The sequence below is a fragment of the Streptomyces fractus genome (assembly GCF_049844455.1).
Lineage (GTDB): Bacteria > Actinomycetota > Actinomycetes > Streptomycetales > Streptomycetaceae > Streptomyces > Streptomyces fractus.
Genome location: NZ_JBMYHI010000002.1, coordinates 1,484,552 through 1,510,535, shown reverse-complemented (window position 1 = coordinate 1,510,535; position 25,984 = coordinate 1,484,552). Strand labels below are relative to the sequence as shown.

Annotated in this window: 18 protein-coding genes; 11 read left to right on the top strand and 7 right to left on the bottom strand. The window is 70.9% G+C overall.

Annotated elements, in window-relative coordinates:
* Positions 1-11 precede the first annotated feature (11 nt).
* Entirely contained in the window at positions 12-1,622 is a 1,611-nt protein-coding gene (locus tag ACP4E5_RS08835) for an MFS transporter (RefSeq protein WP_425826668.1), read from the top strand.
* Positions 1,623-1,648: 26 nt separating this feature from the next.
* Here the strand turns inward: ACP4E5_RS08835 and ACP4E5_RS08830 are convergent, their stop codons facing one another.
* The 7 genes from ACP4E5_RS08830 to ACP4E5_RS08800 form a co-directional block, all read right to left on the bottom strand.
* The gene (locus ACP4E5_RS08830) at positions 1,649-2,419 is read right to left on the bottom strand and encodes an IclR family transcriptional regulator (protein ID WP_425826666.1); all 771 of its coding nucleotides are present in this window, start codon (positions 2,417-2,419) and stop codon (positions 1,649-1,651) included.
* Positions 2,420-2,424: 5 nt separating this feature from the next.
* The gene (locus ACP4E5_RS08825) at positions 2,425-2,850 is read right to left on the bottom strand and encodes a MarR family winged helix-turn-helix transcriptional regulator (protein WP_425826664.1); all 426 of its coding nucleotides are present in this window, start codon (positions 2,848-2,850) and stop codon (positions 2,425-2,427) included.
* 160 nt (positions 2,851-3,010) lie between these two features.
* Positions 3,011-3,871 (bottom strand): ATP-binding cassette domain-containing protein, encoded by an 861-nt coding sequence (locus ACP4E5_RS08820; RefSeq protein WP_425826662.1) that lies wholly within the window; start codon positions 3,869-3,871, stop codon positions 3,011-3,013.
* A 1-nt stretch (position 3,872) separates the two neighbouring features.
* The gene (locus ACP4E5_RS08815) at positions 3,873-5,615 is read right to left on the bottom strand and encodes a dipeptide/oligopeptide/nickel ABC transporter permease/ATP-binding protein (protein ID WP_425826660.1); all 1,743 of its coding nucleotides are present in this window, start codon (positions 5,613-5,615) and stop codon (positions 3,873-3,875) included.
* Positions 5,616-5,629: 14 nt separating this feature from the next.
* Positions 5,630-6,571 (bottom strand): ABC transporter permease, encoded by a 942-nt coding sequence (locus ACP4E5_RS08810; protein WP_425826658.1) that lies wholly within the window; start codon positions 6,569-6,571, stop codon positions 5,630-5,632.
* Between the two features lie 48 nt (positions 6,572-6,619).
* Positions 6,620-8,161 carry an ABC transporter substrate-binding protein gene (locus ACP4E5_RS08805; protein ID WP_425826656.1) on the bottom strand — a complete coding sequence of 514 codons (1,542 nt, stop codon included), beginning with the start codon at positions 8,159-8,161 and terminating at the stop codon, positions 6,620-6,622.
* 312 nt (positions 8,162-8,473) lie between these two features.
* Positions 8,474-9,652, bottom strand: a complete 1,179-nt coding sequence (locus tag ACP4E5_RS08800) for a LacI family DNA-binding transcriptional regulator (protein ID WP_425826654.1) — start codon at positions 9,650-9,652, stop codon at positions 8,474-8,476.
* Between the two features lie 239 nt (positions 9,653-9,891).
* Between ACP4E5_RS08800 and ACP4E5_RS08795 the strand changes: the two genes are divergently transcribed.
* The 10 genes from ACP4E5_RS08795 to ACP4E5_RS08750 all read left to right on the top strand — a co-directional run bounded on the left by ACP4E5_RS08795 (position 9,892) and on the right by ACP4E5_RS08750 (position 25,969).
* Positions 9,892-12,729, top strand: coding sequence for a family 78 glycoside hydrolase catalytic domain (locus ACP4E5_RS08795; RefSeq protein WP_425826652.1), 2,838 nt, complete (start codon positions 9,892-9,894; stop codon positions 12,727-12,729).
* Complete coding sequence (locus tag ACP4E5_RS08790; protein ID WP_425826650.1) at positions 12,722-14,248, top strand: glycoside hydrolase family 43 protein; 1,527 nt, start codon at positions 12,722-12,724, stop codon at positions 14,246-14,248. Before ACP4E5_RS08795 ends, ACP4E5_RS08790 begins: the two co-directional genes overlap by 8 nt.
* A gap of 31 nt (positions 14,249-14,279) precedes the next feature.
* On the top strand, positions 14,280-15,488 hold the full coding sequence (locus tag ACP4E5_RS08785; RefSeq protein ID WP_425826648.1) for an MFS transporter: 1,209 nt from the start codon (positions 14,280-14,282) through the stop codon (positions 15,486-15,488).
* A 57-nt stretch (positions 15,489-15,545) separates the two neighbouring features.
* On the top strand, positions 15,546-17,297 hold the full coding sequence (locus ACP4E5_RS08780) for a DUF5605 domain-containing protein (protein ID WP_425826646.1): 1,752 nt from the start codon (positions 15,546-15,548) through the stop codon (positions 17,295-17,297).
* 222 nt (positions 17,298-17,519) lie between these two features.
* The gene (locus tag ACP4E5_RS08775) at positions 17,520-18,779 is read left to right on the top strand and encodes an MFS transporter (protein WP_425826644.1); all 1,260 of its coding nucleotides are present in this window, start codon (positions 17,520-17,522) and stop codon (positions 18,777-18,779) included.
* A 35-nt stretch (positions 18,780-18,814) separates the two neighbouring features.
* Positions 18,815-19,477 (top strand): TetR/AcrR family transcriptional regulator, encoded by a 663-nt coding sequence (locus ACP4E5_RS08770; protein ID WP_425826642.1) that lies wholly within the window; start codon positions 18,815-18,817, stop codon positions 19,475-19,477.
* Between the two features lie 25 nt (positions 19,478-19,502).
* Positions 19,503-21,524 (top strand): Tat pathway signal sequence domain protein, encoded by a 2,022-nt coding sequence (locus ACP4E5_RS08765; protein ID WP_425826640.1) that lies wholly within the window; start codon positions 19,503-19,505, stop codon positions 21,522-21,524.
* Between the two features lie 83 nt (positions 21,525-21,607).
* Positions 21,608-22,372: an SDR family oxidoreductase gene (locus ACP4E5_RS08760; protein WP_425826638.1), complete on the top strand. Its 765-nt coding sequence runs from the start codon at positions 21,608-21,610 to the stop codon at positions 22,370-22,372.
* A gap of 125 nt (positions 22,373-22,497) precedes the next feature.
* On the top strand, positions 22,498-24,897 hold the full coding sequence (locus ACP4E5_RS08755; RefSeq protein ID WP_425826636.1) for a glycoside hydrolase family 3 N-terminal domain-containing protein: 2,400 nt from the start codon (positions 22,498-22,500) through the stop codon (positions 24,895-24,897).
* The gene (locus ACP4E5_RS08750; protein ID WP_425826634.1) at positions 24,890-25,969 is read left to right on the top strand and encodes a family 43 glycosylhydrolase; all 1,080 of its coding nucleotides are present in this window, start codon (positions 24,890-24,892) and stop codon (positions 25,967-25,969) included. Before ACP4E5_RS08755 ends, ACP4E5_RS08750 begins: the two co-directional genes overlap by 8 nt.
* Positions 25,970-25,984: the final 15 nt, after the last annotated feature.

Genomic DNA, 25,984 nt, shown 5'->3' with positions numbered 1-25,984 from the left:
CAGGGATGACCATGTCCATACCCAGACCACGCCCAGCGGCCGGCACGTTCACCGCGGTCGGCACGCTGATCGCCGGCTGCCTCGCGGTGTGCCTCGCGCAGATCGGCATCGCCCTGCCGGCCACGCTCAACGGCCTGTTCCAGGAGCACCTGCACCCGGTCGGCTCCCAACTCACCTGGATCTCCGACGCGTTCCTGCTCCCGGTCACCGTCCTGGAGCTGACCTTCGGCGTCCTCGGCGACCTGTTCGGCCGCAAGCGCCTGCTCGTCGGCGGGGCGCTGCTGCTGGCCGCCGGTGAGGCGGTGGCAGCGGCCAGCTCCGGCATCCACCAGCTGTGGGTGGGGCAGGCGCTGGCGGGGCTCGGTGCGGCGGCGCTGTTCCCGACGTCGCTCGCGATGATCGCCGCGGCGAGCGACACCCCCGCGCGCCGCACCCGCTCCATCGCGCTGTGGGCGTCGAGCCTGTCCGCGGGCGGCTTCCTCGCGCCGCTCCTCGGCGGGATCACCGGCACGTACGGCTCGTGGCGTGCGTCGTTCGTCGTGGTCACCGGTCTGGCCGTGGTCAGCGCCGTCGTCAGCGCGCTGCTGGCCCGCAACTCATCGGCGCCCGAGGGGCGTTCGCTCGACGTGGGTGGTCAGATCACCATCGGCGTGGGCGCGTTCGCGCTGCTGTACGGGGTGATCCAGGGGCCCGAGGACGGCTGGGGCTCGGCCGGGGTCGTGGTGGCGTTCTGCGTCGCGGCGGTGTTCCTCGTGCTGTTCGTGCTGGCCGAACGGCGGGCGCGCTCGCCGCTGTTGCGGCTCTCCCTGTTCAAGGACCGGTCGTTCGCCGTCGCGTCGATCGTCGCCGTCGTCGGCATGTTCGCCTTCCTCGGCACGGCGTACGCCACGAGCATCCGGCTCGGCCCGATCCAGCACCAGAGCCCGATGCGCACCGCCTTCGCGTTCCTTCTGCTCAACGGGCTCACGCCGGTCCTGACGCCGCTCACCACGCGGCTCCTGCACCGGGTGGCGCCACGCATGCTGCTCGCCGGGGGCCTGGTCCTGATGGCGGCGGGCGACTTCGTCGCGGCGACCCTCGACGTGAACGACCGCGGGCTGCCCTCGCTGATCGTGCCGCTGGGCCTCGTCGGCATCGGGTTTGCGTTCACGGTGTCGTCGCTCACCACGACGGCCGTGACGGCCGCGCCGCCGCACCTGGCGGGGATGGCCAGCGCCACCACGAACCTGCTGCGCGACTTCGGCTTCACGCTCGGCCCGGCCGTCATCGGCGCGGTGGCGCTGGGCCAGGCCGCGTCCAGCCTCCAATCCTCCCTGGGAGCCGCCCACTTGGCGCCGCACGCCAAGGAGGCGGCCGGTGAGGTCCTCGCGGAGGGCGGCCCCCTCGCCCTCAACTCGGTGCCGCCGAACTCCCCGCCGGGCAGCGCGACATCGTACGCGTTCGAGGCCCTCGGCCACGGCTACTCGATCGGCTACGTGGTGTGCGGCGCGGCGGCGGCCCTCGCGGCGCTCCTGGTGGTCGCGGTGCTGCGCACGGAACGCAGGACACCGGAGGAACTCGACGCGGAGTCCGAGACGAAGAACGCCGATAGCGCGGGAAACCCTGACTCCCTGACGAAATAAGGGAGTTCAGGCGACGGCGGCGAGATTCACGGCGTCCACCCCAACGCCCGCGATATCCCGCGCGCCGTCACCCGTACCAACGGCCCGAGCCCGACCGGCGGTTCGCCCTGGGCCGACCGGACGAGGGACACGGCGGCCACCACCTCGCCGCGCGCCCCGCGCACCGGGGCCGCCACCGAGACGAGGTCGTCCGCGAGCTGCCGGTCCGCGAGCGCGCAACCGTTGCGCCGCACCTGAGCGAGGGTGCGGCGCAGCAGCGCGGGGTCGGTGAGGGTGTGCGCGGTGAGCGCGGGCAACGGGCGTGCGCACAACTGCTCCTGAAGGGCCGGGGCGCTGTGCGCGAGCAGCACCAGGCCGGCCCCGGTGGCGTACAGCGGCCCGCGGGCCCCGGCCCGGCCGCGTACGTCGACGGGCCGACGGCCGGACACCCGCTCGATGGTGACGGCGTCGAGGCCGTCGCGGACCGCGAGGTGCACGGTGTCGTGCGTGACGTCGTACAGGTCGTCGAGGTGCGGCAGCGCAGCCTCGCGCAGGGCGAGTCCGCGCGGGGCGAGCGCGGCGAGTTCACAGACCTTCGGGCCGACGTGATAGCGGCCCGCCGCGTCCCGCTCCAGGGCGCCCCACGCGGCGAGTTCGCCGACGAGCCGGTGCGTGGTGGCCAGCGGCAGAGCGGCCCGCCGGGAGATGCCGGTGAGGCTGAGCGCGGGCCTGCTGTGGTCGAAGGCGCCGAGCACGGCGAGCAGCCGCCGGGCGGCCGACCGCCGACCCGTCTCCTGGACGTCCGGTCCCGACGTCACGGCTGTCAGCCCTGAGCGCTTTCCGCGACGCGGGCGAGGAGCCCGTGGAGCGTCTCGCGCTCGGCGGCGTCGAGCGGGGCGAGCAGCTCGTCGACGACGCGACGGCTGCCCTTGTCGGTCTCGCGCAGCACATCGGCGCCGCGCTCGGTGAGCACGACGATGCGGCTGCGGCGGTCGCCGGGGGCCGGGCGACGCTCGGCGAGCCCGAGACGCTGCAGGTCGTCGACGAGACTGACGATGGCGCTTGGGTCGTACCCGAGGCGTTCGCTCAGCTCCCGCTGGAGGGTGCCGTCGGCGGTCGCGAGGTAGCGCAGCAACGCGTAGTGCCGCAGCCGCAGGCCGAACTCCTCCAACGTGGCGTTGAACAACCGCCCCGAGTGGATGCCGAGCCGGTACAGCAGATAGCCGGCGTCGGAGTTCAGCGCGCGCATCCACGGCGCCTGGTTGTCGGTGATGGCGGGCTCCGGGGTGGATCGGGGGGCGGGTCACGGGCGGATCACGGGTGGATCGGACGGTGAGAATCTGACGCTGAACAGCATGGGGCACACTGAGGACGTCAGCAACTATTGTCCGAAACAATTATTTCCCCCGTTATATTTCCGTGTGCTCCGTCCCCGCCATGTGTCGCTCGCCATGCCACCAGGGATCGGCCATGCGCTTGGCGCGCCGGATGCGCTGCTTCTTCGGATCCGCGACGGGAGCCGCCATTTGCAGCTTGCGGGTGTACGGGTGCTGCGGATCCGTCGCGATGGCATGGGCCGTGCCGATCTCGGCGATGTGCCCCTGGTGGAGGACGGCTATCCGGTTGCTCACCTCGTGCACGACGCCGAGGTCATGGCTGATGAACAGGTAAGCCACGCCGGTGCGGCGCTGGATGTCCTGCAGCAGGGTCAGTACGCGGGCCTGTGTGGTCACGTCCAGCGCACTGGTCGGCTCGTCGCAGATGATCACCGAGGGGTCCAGGGCCAACGCGCGGGCGATGGCGATGCGTTGACGCTGCCCGCCGGAGAACTCGCGGGGGTAGCGCCGCCCCGCGTCGGACGGCAGACCGACGGCGTCGAGCAGCTCCCGCACCCGGGTACGGGCGCCCTCGACGTGGGCCGCGGCAAGCGGCTCGACGAGGATGTCCTCCACCGTCATCGACGGGTTCAGCGACGAATAGGGGTCCTGGAAGACCACTTGGATGTCATGGGCGACCTTGCGGCGTTCGGCCCGTTTGATGTTGCTGATGGTCCTGCCGCGGAAGGAGATCGTGCCGCCGGTGACCGGGGCGAGCCCGAGGATCGCGCGGCCGATGGTGGTCTTGCCCGAGCCCGACTCGCCCACCAGGCTCAGGGTCTCGCCGGCGTGCAGGTCGAAGGAGACTCCGTCGATGACGACGGTCCCGCCACCGCGGCGCGTACCGCCGTAAGCGACCTTCAGACCTTCAACGTTCAGTACGGGTTCCGGCACGTCACACCTCCGCGATCTCGACACGGCGTGCCGATGTGAGCAGTTCCTCGGTGTAGTCCTGCTCAGGAGAGTCGAACAGGGCGTCCACGGTGTGGCGCTCGACGATACGGCCGTCCCGCATGACGCTGACGGTGTCGCAGATGTCGGCGACGACACCGAGGTTGTGGGTGACCAGGACCATGGCGAGGCCGCGTTCGTCGCGCAGTTCCCGCAGCAGTTCCAGGACCTCGGCCTGCACGGTGACGTCCAGGGCGGTCGTCGGTTCGTCCGCCACGATCAGCTCGGGATCCGAGGCCACCGCGCCGCAGATGAGGACCCGCTGGGCCATGCCGCCGGATATCTCGTGCGGATACTGGCCGAAGACCCGCTTGGGGTCCTTGATGCCGACGCGGGCCAGCAGCGTGAGCAGCTCCCGCTCCGCCTCCGGCTTGGTCATCCTCCTCACCGCGCGCAGGGCGTACGTGAGTTGGGCGCCGACGGTGAAGCAGGGGTCCAGGTTCGACATCGGCTCCTGCGGGATGTAGGCGATGCGGCGTCCCCGCAGCTCCCGCAGGTGCTGTTCGTCGGCGAGCAGGTCCTTTCCGCCCATCGTGATGCTGCCGCCGAGGACGAAGGCCTCCCGGGGCAGCACACCGAGCGTCGCGAAGGCGATCTGTGACTTGCCCGACCCCGATTCGCCCACCAGGCCGTGGATCTCACCGCGCCGGACGTCGAGGTCGACACCGTGCACGACCTCTCTCACGCCCTCGCCGTCCGGGTATCCGATACGCAATGCGCGGATCGACACCAGTGCGTCGTCCGCCGGTGCCTCGGCAACCGCGGGGTGTTCGGCGCGCGCCCGGTCGAGCAGCGCGCGGCGGGCACGGGGCGACGGGGCCCTGCCGCGGCCCGACGACTGGAGGATGTCGCGCAGGGCGTTGCCCAGAAGTACGAGGGCCAGGACGGTCAGGCTGATCAGCAGCGCCGGCCACAGCACGCCGGCCCGGTTGTTGTAGATGTTGCCGAACGCCTCCTGGAGAACGCCGCCCCACGACGCCTTGGCCGGGTCGGTGAGGCCGAGGAAGCCCATGCCCGCCTCGATGCCGATGGCCGAGGCGAGGACGAACGAGCTCTGGATGATGACCGGGGCGCGGACCGCCCACAGCACATGACGGCCCACGATCCGTACGTCGGAGAGCCCGACCACCTTCGCCGCGTCCACGTACAGCTCCGTGCGCACTCCCACCGCGACCGACCTGACCAGCCGGAAGTAGGACGGCGCGACGATGAGTCCGTAGGTGGCCATCGCGGCGACGATGTTGGCGCCCGTCCGCGTATACAGGGCGATGAGCAGGATGATGCCGGGCGTAGACATGATCACGTCGGAGACCCAGTTCGACACGGCCTCGAATCGGCCCCGGTAGAAACCGGCGATCAGGCCGCTCACCACGCCGAGCAGCCCGGAGACCACGAGCACCACCACGCAGGCGAGCAGCGTCTGCCGGGTGCCGTACATGAGGCGGGACAGGATGTCCCGGCCCGTCGCGTCTGCCCCCAGCGGGTGCCCGGGGGAGAAGGGGGCCGCGTTCACCGCGTTCATGTCCGTCACGTTGGGGCCGTGCGGGGCCAGCCAGGGGCTGGACAGGCCGAGGACGATCACGAACAGCAGGAACGCCAGGCAGATCGCGGACTGCGGGTTCGTCAACAGCCGCCGGGCCAAGGAGCGTTCCTTGTCCGGCGGTGCGGCCGCGACGGTGCTTGCCATCTCGGGAACCGAGGTCATCGCTTCCTCGCTTTCGGGTTGACCGAGGCGGTGACCAGGTCTCCGAGCAGGTTGACGATCAGGACGATCACGATGGTCACCAGGACACAGCCCATGACGACGGGGACGTCACCCTTCTGGGCGGAGGTGTTGCTCAGGTCGCCCAACCCCGGCAGAGCGAAGACCTGTTCAATGATGACCGCGCCACCGATCAGGCCGAGGGTCTGCAGACTCAGAGCCGTCAGACCCGGGCCCGCGGCGTTGCGCAGCACATGGCGGAAGACCACACGGGACTCCGGGATGCCGCGGGCCCGCAGGGTCCGGACGAAGTCCTGGGCGAGGGTGTCACGTACGGCCCCGCGGAACTGGGCGGCGGCGTTGGCCACGGACCCGGCGAGCAGTGCGAGCACCGGTAGGGTCACCGACGCCAGCCAGCCGCCGAGGCCCTGGTCCGGCGAGACATAGCCGGTCGCCGGGAGCAGCCGGACCGAGATCGCGAAGGCGAAGACCAGGCCGATGGCGATGATGAACGGCGGCACGGCCGCGCCGAGGACCGACAGGAACTGCACCACCCGGTCGAGCCAGCCGCCGCGGACGGCGGCGGCGACGCCGATGAGGACGCTGATCACCGCGGTCAGCAGCATCGACAGGACGATCAGGGCCAGTGTCACCGGGACGCGGGAGGCGAGCGCCGAGTTCACCGACTGGCCGGTGAAGAAGGAATTACCGAAGTCACCCGTGACGACGCCGCCCAGCCAGTGCCAGAACTGCACCAGGAGCGGATCGTCAAGACCGAGCCGGACCACTTCCCGTTGAACGTCGGCGTCCGTGGCTCTCGACCCGAGGACCGCCCGGGCGATCCCCGGCCCGTTCCCGTACATCAAAGTGAAGGTCGCGAAGCTGACCAGCAGCAGTACGCCCACCGAGCGGGCCAGCTTCTTCGCTGCAGCACCCCACACCTGCGGCTCCTTACGTTCGAAGAGTTCGAGGCAGTCGGATCCGGCGGGCTACTTGAAGTCCCACAGCATCGGGTGCAGGCCGGCGGGGTCCGTGGAGGGCTGGATCCTGACCTTGGGGCTGTAGGCGTAGAACGTCCGGGTGGCGGCCAGCGGCACGAACCACGCCTGGTCGATGAGGTACTTGTTGACGGCCTGCTGGTCCTTGACGGACTCCGCGGGCGTCTCGGTCTGGATCTTGTTCCAGAGCCCCGCGATCTTCGGGTCCTTCTCGTGCATGACGTTCCAGATGCCGTCGGGAAGGACGTAGTCGGCCATGTCGAGGCGCGAGTCACCATAGTTGCCGAGCATCCACATGGGCACGGGGTACTTGCCACTGAGCAGCTCGGTGATGGCGTTCGGTCCTGACAGGTTCTTCTGCTTCACCTTGATGGTCAGCAGACCCAGCTGCTGCTTGACGACCGGCATCAGGGAGTCGATGTTCTGCCCCTGCATGAAGGGAATCTCCAGGCTGAATCCCTTGCTGTAACCGGCCTTCGCCATCAGCTTCTTGGCGGCCTTCACGTCGTACGGGTAGGGGTCCTTGAGGCCTTCTAGATAAGCGCTGCTGCCGCTGCGGAAGATCTGAGCGGTGGGCTCGGCGAGGCCCCGGTAGAGGTTCTTCGCCATGGCGTCCTTGTCGAAGACCATGTTCATCGCGCGGCGCACATCACGGTTTCCGAGGGCCGGAATCTTCTTGCCCTGGTGGTCGGTCAGCAGCAACCGGGCGACCCCGTTCACCTTGCTCTGGATCTTCAGTCCCGCGCTCTTCGCCTGGCTGTATGTGGCCTGGGTGATCAGTGAGCCGTCGAGTTGGTCCGTCTTCAGCGCGTTGATGGCGGCCGTCTCGTTGGTGATCACCTTGACGCGCAGCCTTTTGTACGGGAACGACTTGGAGTCCCAGTAGTCCTTCCTCTTGACGAAGGCGTACACCGAGCCGTTCGTCGTCGCCGACTTGTCGAGGCGGTAGGGGCCCGAACCCACCGGCTCCTTGTTCGTCTTGCCGGACGCCAGATACTTGGGGCTGGCGAGCCGCACATCGCACAGCCGAGCGGTGAGCACCGGGTTCGGTTTGTCTGTCGTGATGACGACGGTGAGGTCGTCGGGCGTGGACACCTTCATGGCCTTGTAGCGGTTGGCGCCGCCTCCGTGCGTCTTGCTGTACTCGATGGCCGTCTTGACGGCGGCGGAATCGACGGGGGCGCCGTCCGTGAACTTCATGCCAGGGCGCAGCTTGATGGTGGCCCCCGTGTTGTCCGGCTTGAAGGTCCAGGACTTGGCGGCTCCGGGCTGCGGCTTGCCCTCGGCGTCGCAGCGCAGCAGGTTGTCGTACACCGCAGACGAGGCCCAACCCTGGTAACTGGGCTGTGCGGTGATGTCCCAGCCCTGGATGTCCTGGGACATCCCGAGGGTGAGTGTGTCCTTGCCGCCGCCGGCCTTCCCCGAGGACCCCGAGGTGGTGCCCGCGTCGGTGCAGGCGCTGAGTGCGGCCAGAGCGGCGAGGGCCGAGGTGGTGGCCATTGCCGCACGAGCAGTTCGGGTGGTGCGCCGCATCGTGACTCCTTCGGAGGCGAGAGAACAGGAGAGGAGGAGTGGGCTGGTCGCAGGCCGGCCGGCACAGATGAGTCCCGTGCGCCGCGAGATCCTGACGTGGGAGGGGCGGCGTCGGCGGGACGATGCGTTCGTGCATCTTGTGCAACGTTCTACGCGGCAACGTACGGAGACGGATCCGGTGCGTCAAGGGATCGCGCCCGCTCTGCGCGGTAACAGTTGCGCAACGTGGCGGTAGCCTGCGCGCCGACCACGCGCTTTGCGGGCGCGTCAGCAGCGGCTTCCCGGCGGGAGCGGTGCTCGACCGGAGTGCGGTCAGGGGGAACGGGGTGTGCGGGCCCTGGTTGCCTTGCCTGCTGAAGCCGTCGTGGCGCTCGACGGTGCGGCGCTCGTCTCCCGCGGCACGAGCCGAGGCGCGACCACGTAGTGCACCGGCTGGGTGCGGCCCTCGAGTCGTTCGAGGAGCAGGCGCGCGGTCGTGCGGCCGGTCAGTGCGCCGGACTGGTCCACCGTGGTCAACGAGACGCGGCCGATGGACGACGCGTTCACGTTGTCGTAGCCCGTCACGGTCAGGTCCTCCGGCACCCGCAGGCCGCGCTCCTCCGCCGCCCGCAGCACCCCGAGCGCCGCGATGTCGGCGCCCGCGAAGATCGCGGTAGGGGGCGTCGGCCGGGACAGTGCCTGGACCGCTGCCCGGTAGCCGCCCTCCTCGGTGAACTCGGACTCGATGACGTCCGGCTCCAGGCCGTGCCGCTTCATCGCCTTGGCGTAGCCGTCGGCGCGCGCGGTGTGCGACAGGACGTAGGGCCGCTCGAGGTCTCCGGTGGGGTGCGTCGTGTGCGCGATCCGGCGGTGGCCGAGGCCCACCAGGTGGTCGACCATGAGGCGGGCGCCGCCCTGGTCGTCGTCCACGACGGTGTCGTACGCCGTGGCTCCGCCGTGCCGGGCGACCACCACCGTGGGCAGCTGGGACCCGAGTTGTTCCAGCCAGGCGGTGCTCGCCTGGGGCGCGATGACGACGAGCCCGTCGATCTGGCGGTCCATCAGCGCCTCGATGCTGCGCTGCTGCCGCTCCACTGACAGGCCGCCGGTGATGAGGATCTCCTGGTACGGGGAGGGCTCCAGCTCATCGGTGATGCCCTGGACGATCTCGGGCTGGAAGGGGTGGGTGAGCGCGACGAGCATGACGCCGATGGTGTACGAGCGTCCGCGCATGGCGCGCGCCCCGGCCTGCGGGCGGTAGCCCAGCTCCTTGATCGCCGTGGTCACCTTGGTGCGCATCTCCGGGCTGACCCCGTACGCGTCGCGCAGCACCTTGGACACCGCGGACACGGAGACCCGGGCCTCCTTCGCGACGTCCTGGATCGTCACGCGGCGCGCTCCGGGGGCCCGGCTGTCGTCCTCGTTCCCCGGGCGCCCCTTCGGCTGCGTCGCCTTCTCGCGCGCGGTCGTCATATTGCCGCGCGGGTCGGCGTCAGCAGCGCTGTTGTCCATTCGCGCCATGCTACAAGCGCCGCATTCCTTCGCGGATTCGTCCGACGCGGGTTCGTGCGCGGGCTCATGGATCCGGGCCTCCCTGGTCTCTTGACATGAATTCGGGGGCTCCCTACGCTCCCTGTCGTAGAACGTTACACACTATCTACCGGCCCGTCACCCAGCTCACCTCCCGTCCGCTCGGGCACTCATCAGCAGAGTGACCCCCGCCGAGCCCGGGCCCGGTCACCGATCGCTTGATGAGTCTGGAGACTTGCATGGTCGCGGCTGCTGCCCCCTGCGCACCTCGGATCGAGCACCACACCGATACGGCGCCGATCCTCGGCATCGGAACCGGCACCCCCCGTCTGTCCTGGTCCGTCGCACAGGCGGACGCCGACTACCAGCAGACCGCGTACGAGATCGAGACTTCGCGGGGCGCGGAGGTCGAGGTCCACCGGGTCGAATCGACGGAGCAGGTGCTGGTGCCGTGGCCGGGTCGGCCGCTCGGCTCGCGGGAGGCGGCGACGGTACGCGTGCGCGTCTCCTGTCGCGAGTGGTGGAGCGCGTGGAGCGCCCCTACGGTCGTCGAGGCCGGACTGCTCGAAGTCGCCGACTGGAGCGCCGAGTTCATCTCCCCGGTCGGTATCGGTGGCCCTCGCATGCCGGCGCCGATCCTGAGCGGTTCGTTGAAGGTGGCGGGGGAGGTGCGAAGCGCCCGCCTCTACGCCACGGCACACGGCCTGTACGAAGCCACCCTCAACGGACGACGTGTGGGCGACCACGTCCTGGCCCCCGGCTGGACGTCGTACGACCACCGGCTGCGCTACCAAACGTACGACGTGACGGACCTGATCCGCGGCGGCACCAACACCCTGGACGTCCTGCTCGGCAACGGCTGGTACCGCGGCCGGCTCGGCTTCCTGAATGAACGGGCCCAGTACGGCGATCAGTTGGCACTCCTGGCGCAGTTGGAGGTCACCACCACCGACGGTCGCACCCACGTCCTCGCTACCGACGGCACGTGGGAGGCGCGCGAGAGCGAGGTCCTCGCCGACGACCTCTACGACGGTCAGCGCAGCGACCTGCGCCGCCGCGGCGGCGACTGGCGTGCGGCGGCGCGTGGAGTCGAAGTGGTGCGGGCCGAACACGGGCGGCTTATGGCGCCCGACGGGCCGCCGGTACGGGTCAGTTGCCTGCTCGCCGCGGAGAAGGTGTGGACGTCGCCCTCCGGCCGCACCCTCGTCGACTTCGGGCAGAACACGGTGGGCTGGGTACGGCTGCGCGTGCGCGACCTCGAGCCCGGCGGCGAGGTCGTCGTCCGGCACGCCGAGGTCCTGGAGGACGGCGAACTCGGCACCCGCCCCCTGCGGTCGGCGGCGGCCACCGACACGTATCTGGTGGCCGGGACGGGGGAGGAGATACTCGAACCGAGCCTCACCTTCCACGGTTTCCGGTACGCGGAGGTGTCGGGCGTCGAGGGGCTGCGGGCCGAGGACATCGAGGCCGTGGTCATCGGCACCGACCTGAGGCGCACCGGCTGGTTCCACTCCTCGCACGAACTGCTCAACCGGTTCCACGAGAACGTCGTGTGGAGCACGCGCGGCAACTTCGTCGACGTCCCCACCGACTGCCCACAGCGCGACGAACGCCTCGGCTGGACAGGCGACATCCAGGTCTTCGCCCCGACCGCGACCTTCCTGTACGACAGTGCGGGCTTTCTGTCCTCGTGGCTCGCGGATCTCGCGGCCGAGCAACTTCCGGACGGATCAGTGCCGTTCGTCGTCCCCGACGTACTCGGGATGTCGTCGCCGACCGCAGCCGCATGGGGCGACGCCGCGGTCCTCGTGCCGTGGGTGCTGTATTGCCGGACCGGCGACCGGGGCATCCTGGAGCGCCAGTTGCCGAGCATGCGCGCCTGGGTCGACCGGCTCGAGGCGCTCGCGGGTCCCGACCGGCTGTGGGCGGGCGGCTTCCAGTTCGGCGACTGGCTCGACCCGACGGCCCCGCCCGAGGACGCGTCCCGGGCCAGGGCCGACCCTGATGTGGTGGCCACCGCCCACTTCGCACGATCCGCGGAACTCGTGGCACAGGCCGCCCAGTTGCTCGGGCACGCGGGGTCGGCCGCGCGGTACGCGGCCCTTGCGGAGGAAGTGCGTGCCGCGTTCGCCCGTGCGTACGTGACCCCAGCGGGCCGTGTCCTGTCCGATGCGCAGACGACCTACGCGCTGGCCATCGAGTGGGCCCTGCTGCCGGAGGAGCATCAGCGTGAACTGGCGGGCCGGCGCCTAGCGGACCTGGTGCGTGCGAGCGGCTACCGCATCAGCACCGGCTTCGTCGGCACCCCGCTGGTGACCGACGCGCTCGTCTCGACCGGACAGGCCGACGTCGCCTACCGACTGCTGCTGCAGACCCGGTGCCCGTCCTGGCTCTACCCCGTCACGATGGGGGCGACCACCGTCTGGGAGCGCTGGGACAGCATGCTGCCCGACGGGCGGATCAACCCCAGCGGCATGACCTCCTTCAACCACTACGCCCTGGGCGCCGTGGCCGACTGGCTGCACCGCACCGTCGCGGGACTCGCCCCCGCCGCCCCTGGCTACCGGGAGGTCGCGGTGCACCCGCGCCCCTGCGCCGACCTGACCTCGGCGTCCGCCACTCACCTGACGCCCTACGGGGAGGCGCGCGTCGCGTGGGAGCGGGCCGACGGCACGTTCCGGCTCGACGTCCGCGTCCCGGTCGGCGCCACGGCGTGCGTCCAACTGCCCGGGCGGCCCGAGGCCGTGACCGTCGGACACGGCGACCACCAGTGGAAGACAGCCGATCCCCTGAGCGACGCCGTCGCGCAGGCCCGGCCCACCACGATCCGCGACCTGCTCGACGCCCCCGACCTGTGGGCGGCCGTGGTGGCGGCGGGAGTTGAGACCGGAGCGCTGCCCGGAGGGGAGACCGAGGCCGCCGCCCGGCTCGCACCCTACTTCGACGCCCCGGTCACCGACCTCGCCACCGCTCTGACACCGATGGGCTTCCCGACCGGCATGGCCGCACTGACCCGTCGTCTCTCGGCCATTCTCGAGCTGGAGCCCACCGATGTCTGAGCTGCCCAACCCGCTGATCCCCGGCTTCAACCCGGACCCGAGCTGCGTACGTGTCGACGGGGTGTACTACCTCGTGACGTCCACGTTCGAGTACCTGCCCGCGCTGCCCGTCTACCGCAGCATGGACTTCGTCACCTGGGAACACATCGGCAATGTCGCCACGCGCCCCGAGCAGGTGCGGATCGCCCGCAGCGCCGACGCCGCCGGGGTGTGGGCGCCGACCATCCGCCACCACGACGGCCGCTTCCACGTCATCGTCTCGATCGTCGACAGCCCGCGCGGCTGCGTCGTCTTCACCGCCGACGACCCGGCGGGGCCCTGGAGCGACGGCGTCACCCTCGACGGCATCGTCGGGATCGACCCCGATCTCGCCTGGGACGAGGACGGCGCCGCCTACGTCACGTACAGCACCCTGGAGCTCGACGGGGTGCGATGGGTCGGCTTCCACGGCATCCGGCAGGCTCGCGTCGACCTCGCCGCGGGCAAGACGCTGGAGGAGCCGCGATCCCTTTGGTCGGGCGTCGGCATGGTCGCCCCGGAGGCGCCGCACCTGTACCGGCGCGACGGACACTGGTACCTGCTGATCGCCGAGGGCGGCACCGAGCACGGCCACGCCGTCAGCGTCGCCCGCGGCCCGTCCATCGAGGGGCCGTTCGAACCCGCGCCGCACAACCCGGTGCTGCGCGGGGCGGGCTTCGCGCACGGCACGGAACGCGTCGGGCACGCGGACCTCGTCGAGGGCCCGGACGGCACCGATCTCATGGTCGTGCTGGGAACGCGGTACGCGGGCGCGGCCTCGCCCCTGGGCCGGGAAACGTATGTCACCGAGGTGACGTGGGCCGACGGCTGGCCGCAGCCGGCACCGGTGCGCCTCAACCCCCGGCACGAACCGGTCGATGAGTACTTCGACTTCACCGCAGGCGCCCGCATTACCGACCCTGGCTGGCTCGCGGTGGGCCGCCTGCCCGCCGACCTGGTGACCTCCGGAGGACCCCGGGGCCGCCTCACCCTCATCGCCACGCACGCCGACGGCGGGATCGACACGTTCCGGCCCACCTTCGTCGGACGCCGCCAGCGCCACCTGAACTGCACGTTCGAGACCGGCGTGGAGCCCGGCAGCGGCCGGGGCGGCCTCGGGCTGCGGTTCGACGAGGACTTCACCATCGCGCTCACCGCCGAGCACGCCCCGTCCGGCGACGGCACCCGGGTCACGGCACAGGCGAGGATCCCCTCGCTCGACCGGTCCTGGAGCGTCGACGTGCCCGACACACGGGTCCTGCTGCGGCTGCGCACCCTGCCGCCGGCCCCCGCCGGGGCGCCGTGGCTGTCGGGCGGAGACCGCATCCTGCTGTCCGTCGTGGACGGCGGCGGCACCGAACACCTCCTCGCCGAACTCGACGGCCGCTTCTGGTCGGTGGAGAACGCCGCGACGTTCACCGGCCGCGTCGTCGGCGTCTTCGCCGAACAAGGCACGGTGTCCTTCGCCGACTTCCGCTATCGCGGCGAGGGCGGATCATGACCTGCGGGCGCCGCCGGGCAGGTGACTGACCGTGCCGGCCTCGGCCTACAGCGACCTGCTGCGCGTTCCGTCCGTGCCGTGGCTCCTCTTCACCTCGGTCCTCGGCCGCTTCAACCAGGGCATGTCCGGTCTCGCGCTGCTGATTCTCATCAACGAGCGGTACAGCTACGCCGTGGCCGGCCTGGTGTCGACCACGACCGTGGCGGGGATGTTCATCGCAGGCCCCTTGCTCAGCCGATGGGCCGACCGGCACGGCCGCCGCCGCGTACTGGCGATCACGGCCGTCCTCAACTCCGTCACCGTCGGCGCGATCGTGCTGGCGCCCCTCGGGCCCGTTGTCCTGACCTTGCTGTCCTTCCTGTCGGGGCTCTGCACGCCTCCGCTCACCGCTTCGGTGAGGGCGGTACTGCCCGCCCTCGTCGGCGAGAAGCGGCGCAAAAGCGTCTTCGCGCTCGAATCCACCCTGCAAGAACTGATCTTCGTGCTCGGCCCGCCGGCGACCACACTGTGCGCCGCGCTCGGTGGCCCCCGCCTCGCGCTCGGCGTCTGTGCCGTGCTCGTCCTGGCCGGCACCCTCGGTTACGTACGCGACGGCAACGTCGACACCGGACGCCGGACCAGTGGCCCCCGGCCCAAGAGCGGGCGGGTGCTGCGCAATCCGGGCGTCGCGCGCGTCCTCGGCGCGGGCGCCCTGCTGTACGGCGCCCTCGCCTGCCAATCCCTCGGCGTGATCGCCTCGGTGAGCGGCTCCCAGGTCGCCTCCGAAGCCGGTTTCGTGGTCGCGGCCGGCAGCCTCGGCTCACTGATCGGCGGACTGGTCTACGGGTCGCTGACCCACCACCGGGCGCGGCTCAGACATCTGATGCTGTTCGTGGCGGCCGGGCTCGCCACCCTGCCGTTCGCGCCGGGCCGGACGGTACTGACGGTGCTGGTGTTCTGCTGGGGGCTCACCCTCGCCCCTGCCATGTCCCAACTCTTCGAACGCCTCTCGTCCTTGACGCCGCCCGAATCGGCCACCGAGGCGTTCGGCTGGATGAACAGCGTCGTCACCGCCGCCAACGCCCTCGGATCGGTCTTCAGCGGCGTACTGATCAGTGCCTTCGGCGCTCGAGCCTCGCTCGTGGCGGCCTGCCTGGCGGCGACCCTGGCCGCCCTGCTGTGCGAACCGTGGTCGCGGTCGAGTCCCCGGCCGCCCGCCGCCCGTTCGTCCGAGTCCGCAGACCTCAATGAACGCACCTGAAGCCGTCGGCCGGTTCACAACGCCGCCCGGTCGACCCACCACACCATGGAGCCCGCCATGACCTATGGACCGTCCACCGTCCTCGGCGACCTGCTGCGCGACCCACGCGCCGCCGCCGTCCTGCGCTCCCACCTCCCCGACGTCGAGAACGACCCCGTACACGTGCAGTTGAGGCACGGCACCCTCGCTCAGGTGACCCAGATCGTCGGAGGTGTCAGGACGGATGCCGCGGCCCGCGAGGCCCTCTACGCCGAGCTGGCGGCCATCGAACCGGCCCCCGACGCGGCGCCGGACAACGCCTCCGAACCCGACATCCTCCCGTCCGCCGACTACGAGGACGAGGGCACGAAGGCCGGCAGCGCCCGCCTGCTCGCCGCCCCAACTGCCGTGCGCCTGCGCCCCTTCGAGGTGGAATTGCACGGGTCCGACCACGGCAACCCGTTCACCGAGGTCCGGCTCCACGCCGAGTTCAGCCGCGGCGGACGCACCGTGACCGCCCACGGCTTCTACGACGGCGACGGCGTGTACCGGATGCGCGTGCTTCCGGACGAGGAGGGCGAGTGGACGTACCGCACGGTCAGCAACGCCCGCTCCCTCGACTCGATCACCGGCTCGTTCCACTGCGGCCCGGCCGGCCCGGACGACCACGGTCCGGTGCGCGCCCGCGGCGGCCACTTCCGGCACGCCGACGACACCCGCTTCCTCCCGCTGGGCACCACCGCGTACGCCTGGACCCTCCAGGGAGACGTACTGGAGGAACAGACACTGCGCTCCCTCGCGGACAGCCCGTTCAACAAGATCCGCATGTGCGTGTTTCCCAAGTCCTACACCCACAACCTGAACGAGCCGCCGCGCTACCCCTTCGAAGGCTCACCCGAGAAGGGCTGGGACTTCGAGCGCCCGAACCCGGAGTACTTCCGGCACTTGGAGCGGCGGATCGAGCAGCTCGGCGCCCTCGGCATCCAGGCCGACCTGATCCTGTTCCATCCGTACGACCGGTGGGGCTTCTCCGCGATGAGCCCCGCCCAGGACGACCGCTATCTGCGGTACGTGGTCTCCCGGCTGTCCGCGCACCCCAACGTGTGGTGGTCGCTGGCCAACGAATACGACCTCGTGTGGTCGAAGAGCCTCGACGACTGGCACCGCATCGCCTCCGTCATCCGCGCCCACGACCCGCACCGACACCTGGTCGGTGTGCACAACTGGGTGGAGCTGTGGGACCACAGCGCGGAGTGGGTGACACACGTCAGCGTCCAGCGGCCGCCGGACAGGACGCGCGAGTGGCGGGAGCGCTGGGGCAAGCCCGTGACCATCGACGAGATGGGCTACGAGGGCGACATCGAGTGGGGCTGGGGCAACCTCAGCGCCGAGGAGATGGTCCGCCGGAGCTGGGAAGGCGTCGTACGCGGCGGATACGTCACCCATGGCGAGTGCTTCCTGGCCGACGACGATGTGCTGTGGTGGTCCAAGGGCGGCGCCCTCAAGGGCGAGAGCGTTCCCCGCCTCGCCTTCCTGCGGCAGATCCTCGAACAGCTCCCGACCGACGCCCCCGGTATCGACCCGCTGCCCTCCGACTTCGACGTGCCCGTCGGTGGTGTCCCGGGTCGCCTCCTCCTCGCGTACTTCGGCGTCACGCAGCCCCGGCAGCGGACCTTCGTGCTGCCCGCCGGTTCGCGCTTCCGGGCCGAGGTCATCGACACCTGGGACATGACGGTGACGACGCTCCCGGACCGCTACGAGGGCACGTGCACCCTGCCGTTGCCCGCGCGCCCGTACATGGCGGTCCGGTTGACTGCCGAGGACCGATAAGGGGCGGCTCCGCACCGCCGGCCCTGCCCAACACCTCAAATATGAGTGCCAGTTGGAGTTCGCTTCGGACATCGGCGATATTTCGACGTCCGACCTCTTGTTGCCACCACAACCCGGTGTTTCACTCAGGTTTCGTTCTGGGGTCCATCGGACACCGCAGACCTTCCCGCAATGGAGACGCCCGTGAACGATCGGCCGCATCCCGTCGGATCACCTCCAGTCGTGCCACACCGCGACGCCGGGCCCGCGACACACCCCCCGCGCGTCGGTCTCGTGCGGATCGGCCTGGCCCTGACGGCATCCCAGATGACGGTCTACGTGACCCTCAACGCCGTCGTCGCCGTCCTGTTGCCCGTCAGGATCGTGGACGCGGTCGGGGAGGCGCACAAGGAGACCTGGCTGGGCGTCATCTCCTCGGTCGGCGCCGTGGTCACGATGATCGCCAGCCCCGCGATCGGCATGCTCTCCGACCGCACGCGCCACCGGCTCGGCCGCCGCGCCCCGTGGCTGCTCGCGGGCGGCGCGGGCTCGGCCGTCGCGTTCGCCGCGGTCGGTTTCGCACCCGGCCCCGTGCCCCTGCTGCTCTCCTTCAGTCTTGCTCAACTCGCCGTCACGCTCGTGCTGATGCCGGTCAGCACGGTGCTCCCGGAACGGGTGCCGCTCAAGCGCCGCGGCACCATCTCCGGAGTCACCGGGCTGGCCACCACCATCGCGGCCGGCTCCGCGGGATTCCTCGGTGCCGCCTTCATCGACAAGCCCGCTGTGGGCAGCACGATCCTCGGCGTCACGGTGCTGGCCGGCACGATCGCGTTCGTCCTGCTCGCCCCCGACCGCGACAACCGCGGCGAGCCCCGTCCGGGGGCGGCCACCGCCGAGCCGGTGCCCGTGTGGCGGACGATGGTCGCCGGCCTCGGCGACCACAACTTCCGCTGGGTGTGCGTCGGACGACTCCTGGTGGTGATGGCCTACCAGGTCCTGCAGACACGACTGTTGTACTTCACCCAGAGCCGCTTCGACCTCGGCCTGCACTCGGCGGCCGCCACCGTCGCCACGCTCAGCGCGTTCGCAGGGGTCCTCACGGTGGTCGGACTCGTGGCCGCGGGCCCGCTGTCGGACCGCTTCGGGCGACGCCCCTTCGCGTGCTTCGGCGGCGCCGTCGTCGGACTCGGCCTGCTGCTGGTCACCCAGGTGTCCACGCAGGGCCAGTTCATCGCCGTCTGGGCTGGCGTCTCACTCGCCTTCGGCGCCTTCAGCGGCGTCGATGCCGCCCTCGCCGCCGACGTGCTGCCGGACGCCGACGGCGTCGGCAAGGACCTCGGCGTGATCAACCTGGCCCAGACCCTTCCCCAGACGTTCGCACCCGCGCTCGGCTCGGCCGTGCTGGTCGTCACCGGCGGCTCGTACACCCTGCTGCTCGTCTTCGGCGCCCTCGCCGGAATCGCCAGCGTCGGGGCCACTCTGCGGCTGCGGGGCGTGCGATGACGGAGCGCCCTGCCGCCGCGCCTTACCGTGCCCCCATGACCGACACCGCACCCACCGCACCCACCGCCGCCAAACGCGGGCCCTACGCCCGGTCCCGCAAGCGCCGCGAGCAGATAGCCGACGCCGTCCTGCGCCTGGTGGACGAGCAAGGGCACGAGCACCTCACCACCGCACTGGTCGCCCGGTCCTCCGGCGTGGCCGAGCCCAGCGTCCTCTACCACTTCCCGACCAAGGACCACCTCCTCGTCGCCGCCCTGGAACGGGCGGACGACCTGAGCGCGGCCGAGTCCGGAGCCGAGGAGGAGGACTCCCGCCTCGACCTCGACGGCATCCGGAAGGCCGCCGCTCTCGTCAGCGGCACCGAGCGGCGGACACGGCTGTATCTGATGCTCAAGGGGCAGGCCGCCACTCCCGGTCACCCGGCGGGCGCGTACTTCCGGGCCCGCACCGAACGCAGCGTCCGGATCTTCGCCCGGCTGATCGCCCACCGCCAGCGCGAGGGTCTCGCGCACCCCGGACTCGACCCCGAATCGACGGCACGTCAAGTCACCGCGCTCTTCGACGGTTTGACGCTGATGCAGGTCACCGACAACGACATCGACGCGGGCGGACTGCTCGCCGACGGCGTGCGCCGGTTGACCGGCCAGAACTGGATGCAGGCACGCGCCCTGCTCGACGACCCGGGGGTCGGCCTGTGACCCCGTACCTGATGAAGGAAGACATATGACGGACCTTCAGGAAGACGCCCCTGCTGGACAGGGCGCCACGGACGGCCTCATCGGTACGCCCTACACGGACGTGGACGAGTGGCGCGCGGAACCGGTGCGCCACCGCTACGTCCATGGCGGCTTCCACGGCACCGACACCCGTTTCTCCGCGTACTTCCCGCCGACCGAACAGTACGAGGGCCGGTTCTTCCAGCACGTCACCCCGGTGCCGGAGAGCGAACACCTGGCGCAGTCCGCCCGCGGCCAGGAGGACCGCATCGGCTTCGCCGTCAGCAGCGGCGCGTACTTCCTGGAGACGAACGGCGGCGGCCCAAACTACGGCAAGCCGGGCTCGGACGCCGACCCCACCGTCGCCGCCTACCGGGCCAACGCCGCCTGCGCCGCGTACTCCCGTGAACTGGCCGCCCGGGTCTACGAGCGCGACCACCGCCCCTTCGGCTACCTGTACGGCGGAAGCGGCGGCGGCTACCGCACCCTCGCCGCGGCCGAGAACACCGAGGGTGTGTGGGACGGCTTCGTCCCCTACGTGATCGGCAGCCCGATGGCGATCCCCAACGTGTTCAGCGTCCGGATGCACGCCCAACGGGTGCTGAGGGAACACCTCGACACCATCGCCGACGCCGTCGAGCCCGGCGGCGGTGACATGTATGCGAGCCTCGACGACGAGCAGCGCGCCGCGCTCACCGAAGCGACGCGGATGGGCTTCCCGCCCCGCTCCTGGTTCGGCCACCGCACCATGGGCACCCAGGCGTTCAGCGTCCTCTACTCCGGCCTCGTCTCCCTGGACCCCGGCTACTTCGACGACTTCTGGACCGAGCCCGGCCACCTGGGCGCCGACACGGCCCCCGACGGCTCGGTCCACCGAGACCGGGTACGGCACCGCAGCACGGTGGCCGAACTGATCACACAGGCGGTCGGCGGCACGGACGACGGCGCGGCGCGCGGCAACGTCGACAACTCCTTCGCGGCAGACAGCACCGGCGAGACGGTCACCGGGCTGCGGCTCGCGACGCCAGCCCCGGCCGACTCCCAGGGGGCCCAACTGGCCGTGCGTTCCGGCCGTCTCGCCGGTTCGTCCCTCCCGCTGAGCGAGGTACGCGGGGACACCGCTCTGCTCGCCCAGGAACTCGGCGGCGCCGACCCGGCGCTGCTCGCGCCCGGCGACGAGATCGAGATCGACAACAGCGACTTCCTCGCCGCCCAGACCTACCACCGCCACCAGGTGCCGGGTCCGGCGTACGCGGTATGGGACCAGTTCCGGCACGCCGACGGAACGCCCCGCCACCCGCAGCGCCCCGTCCTCGCCGGACCGCTCTTCACCGGCTCCGCGATGGGCGCCCTGCCCACCGGCCGCCCCCACGGCAAGATGATCGCGGTGTGCTCTCTGCTGGACCGGGAGGCCTTCCCCTGGCAGGGCGACTGGTACCGGTCCCGCGTGCGTGAGCACCTGGGCGAGGACGGCGAGCGCGCCAACTTCCGCCTCTGGTACACCGATCACGCCCTGCACGGCGACGTCGAGGCCCAGGAGGACCCCACGCACACGGTGTCCTACCTCGGCGTGCTCCACCAGGCCCTGCGGGACCTGGCCGCCTGGGTCGAGGACGGCACCGAGCCGCCCGCCACGACCGCCTACGCCGTCCACGAGGGCCAGGTCCACGTCCCCGAGGCCGCACATGACCGGCGTGGCATCCAGCCGGTGGCACGCCTGACCGCCGACGCAGAAGCGCGGGCCGACATCAAGGCCGGTCAGGAAGTGCTGCTGCGCGCGGAGATCACCTGCCCGCCGGGCGGCGGCAGCGTCGTCGCCGCGGCCTGGGACCTGGACGGAACCGGAGCCTTCGCGGCCGTGGAGGCGATCGCTCCCGGGCCTCGGGTCGTCCTGGAGCGCCGCGAGGCTTTCGCCGAACCCGGCACGCACTTCGTCACGCTGCGGGCCTCGGCCCACCGCGCGGCGGACCGCGACACCCCCTTCGGCCGACTCGACACCCTGGCCCGTGTCCGGGTCGTCGTCTCCTGAGCCCACCGCAGGCACCCCACTCCATGACCGTCGCGCCGTCGCGCCGTCGCGCCGTCGCGGGGGCCGGAAAGGACGTACGACACATGCGCGTGAACGAGAGGGACCCGGAGCCCGGCAGCACCGCCGACGCGGTCCCTGGCACCGTGCCCGAAACGGCGATCGTCACCGGAGCGGCGGGAGGAATCGGCGAGGCCGTCGCCCGCCGGCTTGCCGCGTCCGGGACACGCTGCGTCCTGGTCGACCGCAACCCGGCCGTCACCGAGGTGGCCGCGGAGATCCACGGCACCGCCGTCATCGGCGATCTGACGGACCCCCAGGTGTCGGCCCGCGCCGTGACCGCCGCAGGGGAACGGCTCGATGTGCTGGTCCTGAACGCCGGGCGCAACAGCCCGGACAAGGACCCGGCAACCCTCGACCTCGACCTCTACCAGCAGGTCGTCGGGGTCAACCAGCACTCGGTGGTCTACGGCCTGAGGGCCGCCCTGCCGGTGATGCGCCGACACGGCGGCACGATCGTCGTCACCGCCTCGCACGCCGCCCTCAAGGGCGTCCCCCAGGACCCGATCTACACCATGACGAAGCACGCCGTCATCGGACTCGTACGGGCCCTGTCCGGGACACTCGCCGACGAGGGCATCCGCCTCTCCGCCGTGTGCCCGGGCCTGGTCGACACCCCGCTGACCGCCGCGGGCCGCGAGCGGTTCCGCGCCGCCGGCATTCCCATGCTCGGCGCCGACGAGGTGGCGGCAGCGGTGCTCGACACCCTGCGCACCGCACCGGCCGGAACCGAGCTGGTCGTCAACCCCGGGCGGGCGCCCGCCCGTTACACCCCGGCCCCGTTGCCGTAGGCACACCGACCCGACCCGCCGAGTGCCCGCACAGCCCTGACAGTAAGTGAGTACGGGCCCCAGCCCGTGCTCTGCCGGATCGTCCCCGGAGTCACCACCATCCACAGAAACGGACGAACTCACCCATGGCGACCGAGGATTACCGCGACACCCGACTGCCCGCAGCGGAGCGCGCCGCTCTGCTCCTGCGCGAGATGACCGTCACGGAGAAGTGTCACCAGCTCGTCTCCGTCATGCCGTGGACCCTGGTCCGCGCCGACGGATCCGACACCGCCGAGACCGAGCACTGGCTGAGCCATCCGCCCGGCCACGTCGCCCAGCTGATCGTCGACACTCCGGACACGCTCGCGCACCTGGTCGGCAGCATGCAGCGGCAGGCCGTCGAACGCACCCGCCTGGGCATCCCGATCCTCTTCCACCAGGAAGCACTCAGCGGCCTGCTGGCCGGCGGACACATGTCCTTCCCGACCGGTACGGGCCTCGCGGCGACCTGGAGCCCGGACCTGGTCCAGGAGATGACCGAGCTGATCCGCCGGCAGATGATCCGCGCCGGCATGCGGCACGCGCTCTCGCCCGTGATGGACGTGGCGCTCGACCCGCGCTGGGGCAGGGTGCACGAGACGTACGGCGAGGACCCGTACCTGGCCGCCGCGCTCTCCGTCGCCTTCACCCGCGGCCTCCAGGGCGACGACCTGCGCCAGGGGGTCATCGCCACCGGCAAGCACTTCCTCGGATACGCGCTGCCCATCGGCGGCGTCAACACCTCCGCGTTCGAGGCGGGTGCACGCTGGACACGTGACGTGTTCGCCTACCCCTTCGAGGCCGCCGTCCAACTCGCAGGTCTTCGCTCGGTGATGAACTCCTACTCGGACGTGGACGGCGTACCCGCCGGTGTCTCCAAGGAAGTGCTCACCGACCTGCTGCGCGGGGTCCTCGGCTTCGACGGGTTCGTGTCCTCCGACTACACGACCCTGGAGCAGGTGGTCGACCGCCAGCGCGTGGCGGCCGACGTGGGCGAAGCGGCATGTCTGGCCATCGCCGCCGGCCTGGACACGGAGTTCCCCAAGCCGTACGCGTACGGACAGGTGCTCGCCGCCGAGGTCGAGCAGGGGCGGGCCGACATCCGGGACATCGACACCAGTGTCCTGCGGGTGCTGAAGGCCAAGTTCGACCTCGGGCTCTTCGAGCAGCCCTACCCCGCCGAGCGCATCGATGTCGCCGCCGTCGCGGGCGAAGGCGCGGAACTCTCACGGGACTTGGCCGGGCGCGCCGTGGTCCTCGCCAAGAACGACGGCGTCCTCCCGCTCACACCCGGGGCACCGAAGATCGCGGTGATCGGCCCCCACGCGGACGCGGCCAAGCTCCAGTTCGCCACGTACACCTACGCGTCGTGGCGCGAGGCGACCGACTCCGTCATGAACGGGGCGCTCGGCAACATGCTCGGCACGGACGATGTCACCACCCCCTGGTACGAGGCGCTCCTGTCGCCCGTCGACCCCGACCAGCTCGTGCGCGAGCGGTTCGGTACCCGTTCCATCGCCGGCGAACTCGCGGACCGTGCCGCCGAGGTACGCACCGAGCATGGCAGCACGCTGACCCGCTCCCTGGGCGACGACGCGGTCGAGCGGGCCGTGCGGATCGCCCGCGAGGCCGACGTGGTGGTCCTCGCGCTCGGCGGCGGCAGCCTCTGGTTCACGGGGGAGCGCACCGAGGGCGAGGCCAGCGACACCGCCGACATCGCGCTCCCGGCCGCGCAGACCGCGCTCGCCGAGGCGGTGGCCGCGACAGGCAAGCCGATCGTCGCCGTACTGGTGCAGGGGCGTGCCTACGCGCTGCCGGAGGCGGTCCGCAACGCCGCGGCGATCGTCGTCGCGCCGTACGGCGGCCCTTTCGGGGCGAAGGCGATCTCCGATGTGCTCTTCGGGACGGTCAACCCGAGCGGCAAACTGCCGTACAGCGTCCCCCGGCACTCCGGCCAACTCCCGCTCTACCACCACCAGAAGGCCGGCTCCGGCTACCGCAACCCGCTCCCGCCGAGCGTCCCCACGCACTACCTCGATCTGGAGGCCACGCCGCTGTACCCGTTCGCGCACGGCCTGAGCTACACCGAGTTCGACCTCGGTGACGGGGCGGCCGACGCGACGATCGACACCGAGGGAACCGCCCGCATCAGCGCGACGGTCACCAACACCGGCGCGGTGACCGGGGCCACCGTGGTCCAGCTCTACGTCCGGGTCAACACCAAGGGTCTTACCCGCCCGGCCCAGCAACTGGCCGGCTTCTGCCGCGTCGAGCTCGCGCCGGGAGAGTCCCGCCGCGTCACCTTCCACCTCGCGGCGGCACAACTGGGCTACACCAACCTCGCCCGCGACTTCGCCGTCGAGCCCGCACGCGTCGACTATTTCCTCGGCCTCGACTCCGACGACCGGCGCGTGGAGGGGTCCTTCGAGATGACGGGCAAGCCCCGCGCCCTGCGCAGCTCCGAGCGCGCCTTCCTGTCCGAGGCGGAGATCAACCATGTCTGAGCACGCGCCATACACGTCCTTCCGACCCGGTCGCGAATGGCTCGACACGAACGGTAACCGCATCCATGTGCACGGCGGTTCCCTTCTCCACGAGGACGGCACGTACTACTGGTACGGCGAGAACAAGGAACACTCCACGCCGGGCAGCGGCATCTGGACGTACGGCGTCCGCTGCTACTCCTCCAGCGACCTCTACAACTGGCAGGATCGCGGCTTGATCATCCCGCCGGCCCTCGATGACCCGTCCTCGCCGCTGCATCCGTCCCGATTCATCGACCGGCCGCACATCGTCCGCGATCCCCGCACCGGCGCGTACGTGTGCTGGCTCAAGATCATGGGGGAGGGCGACGAACAGCTCTGCACGATTCTCACCGCGGCTGCTCTGCTCGGGCCGTACGAGATCGTGCGCACCGGATTCCGTCCGCTCGGCATGAACGCGGGCGACTTCGACCTCGTCGTCGACCCGGACGACGGTCGGGGCCGCTACTTCTTCGAGCGGGTCCACAGCGAGCTGATCTGCGCCGACCTCATCGACGATCTCACCGATGTCACGGGGGAGTTCTCCACCCACTTCCCCCGCTCGCACCCGCCGCACGTACGCGAGGCGCCTGCGTACTTCCGGCGTGGTGACAAGCACTACCTGATCACTTCCGGAACGTCGTGGTACTACCCCAACCCCTCGGAAACGGCGGTGGCGGACTCGTACCACGGCCCGTACACCGTTCTCGGCAGCCCGCACCCCACCGAGGAGACCAGCACATCCTTCAGGTCCCAGATCAGCTCAATCTTCCGGCACCCGACGGAGGCGGACCTGTACATCGCGGTCGCGGACCGCTGGCTGCCGCACCTCTCGGAGCAGGAGTCCGACCGGACCGTGGACTTCCACCGTCACTACGGGGCGGAGGCGGCCGGGGCCATCGCCCCGGCCCTCGACCTCCCCGAGGCCGACACCTCCCGTGCCGACCATGTCTGGCTACCCCTGCGTTTCGAGGGCGAGCGGCCGGTGATCGACTGGCACGAGGAGTGGCGCTGGGAAGACCTGGCGAAAAGCGGTACAGGAGAGGGGAGTTGAGCCTGACCGTCCACG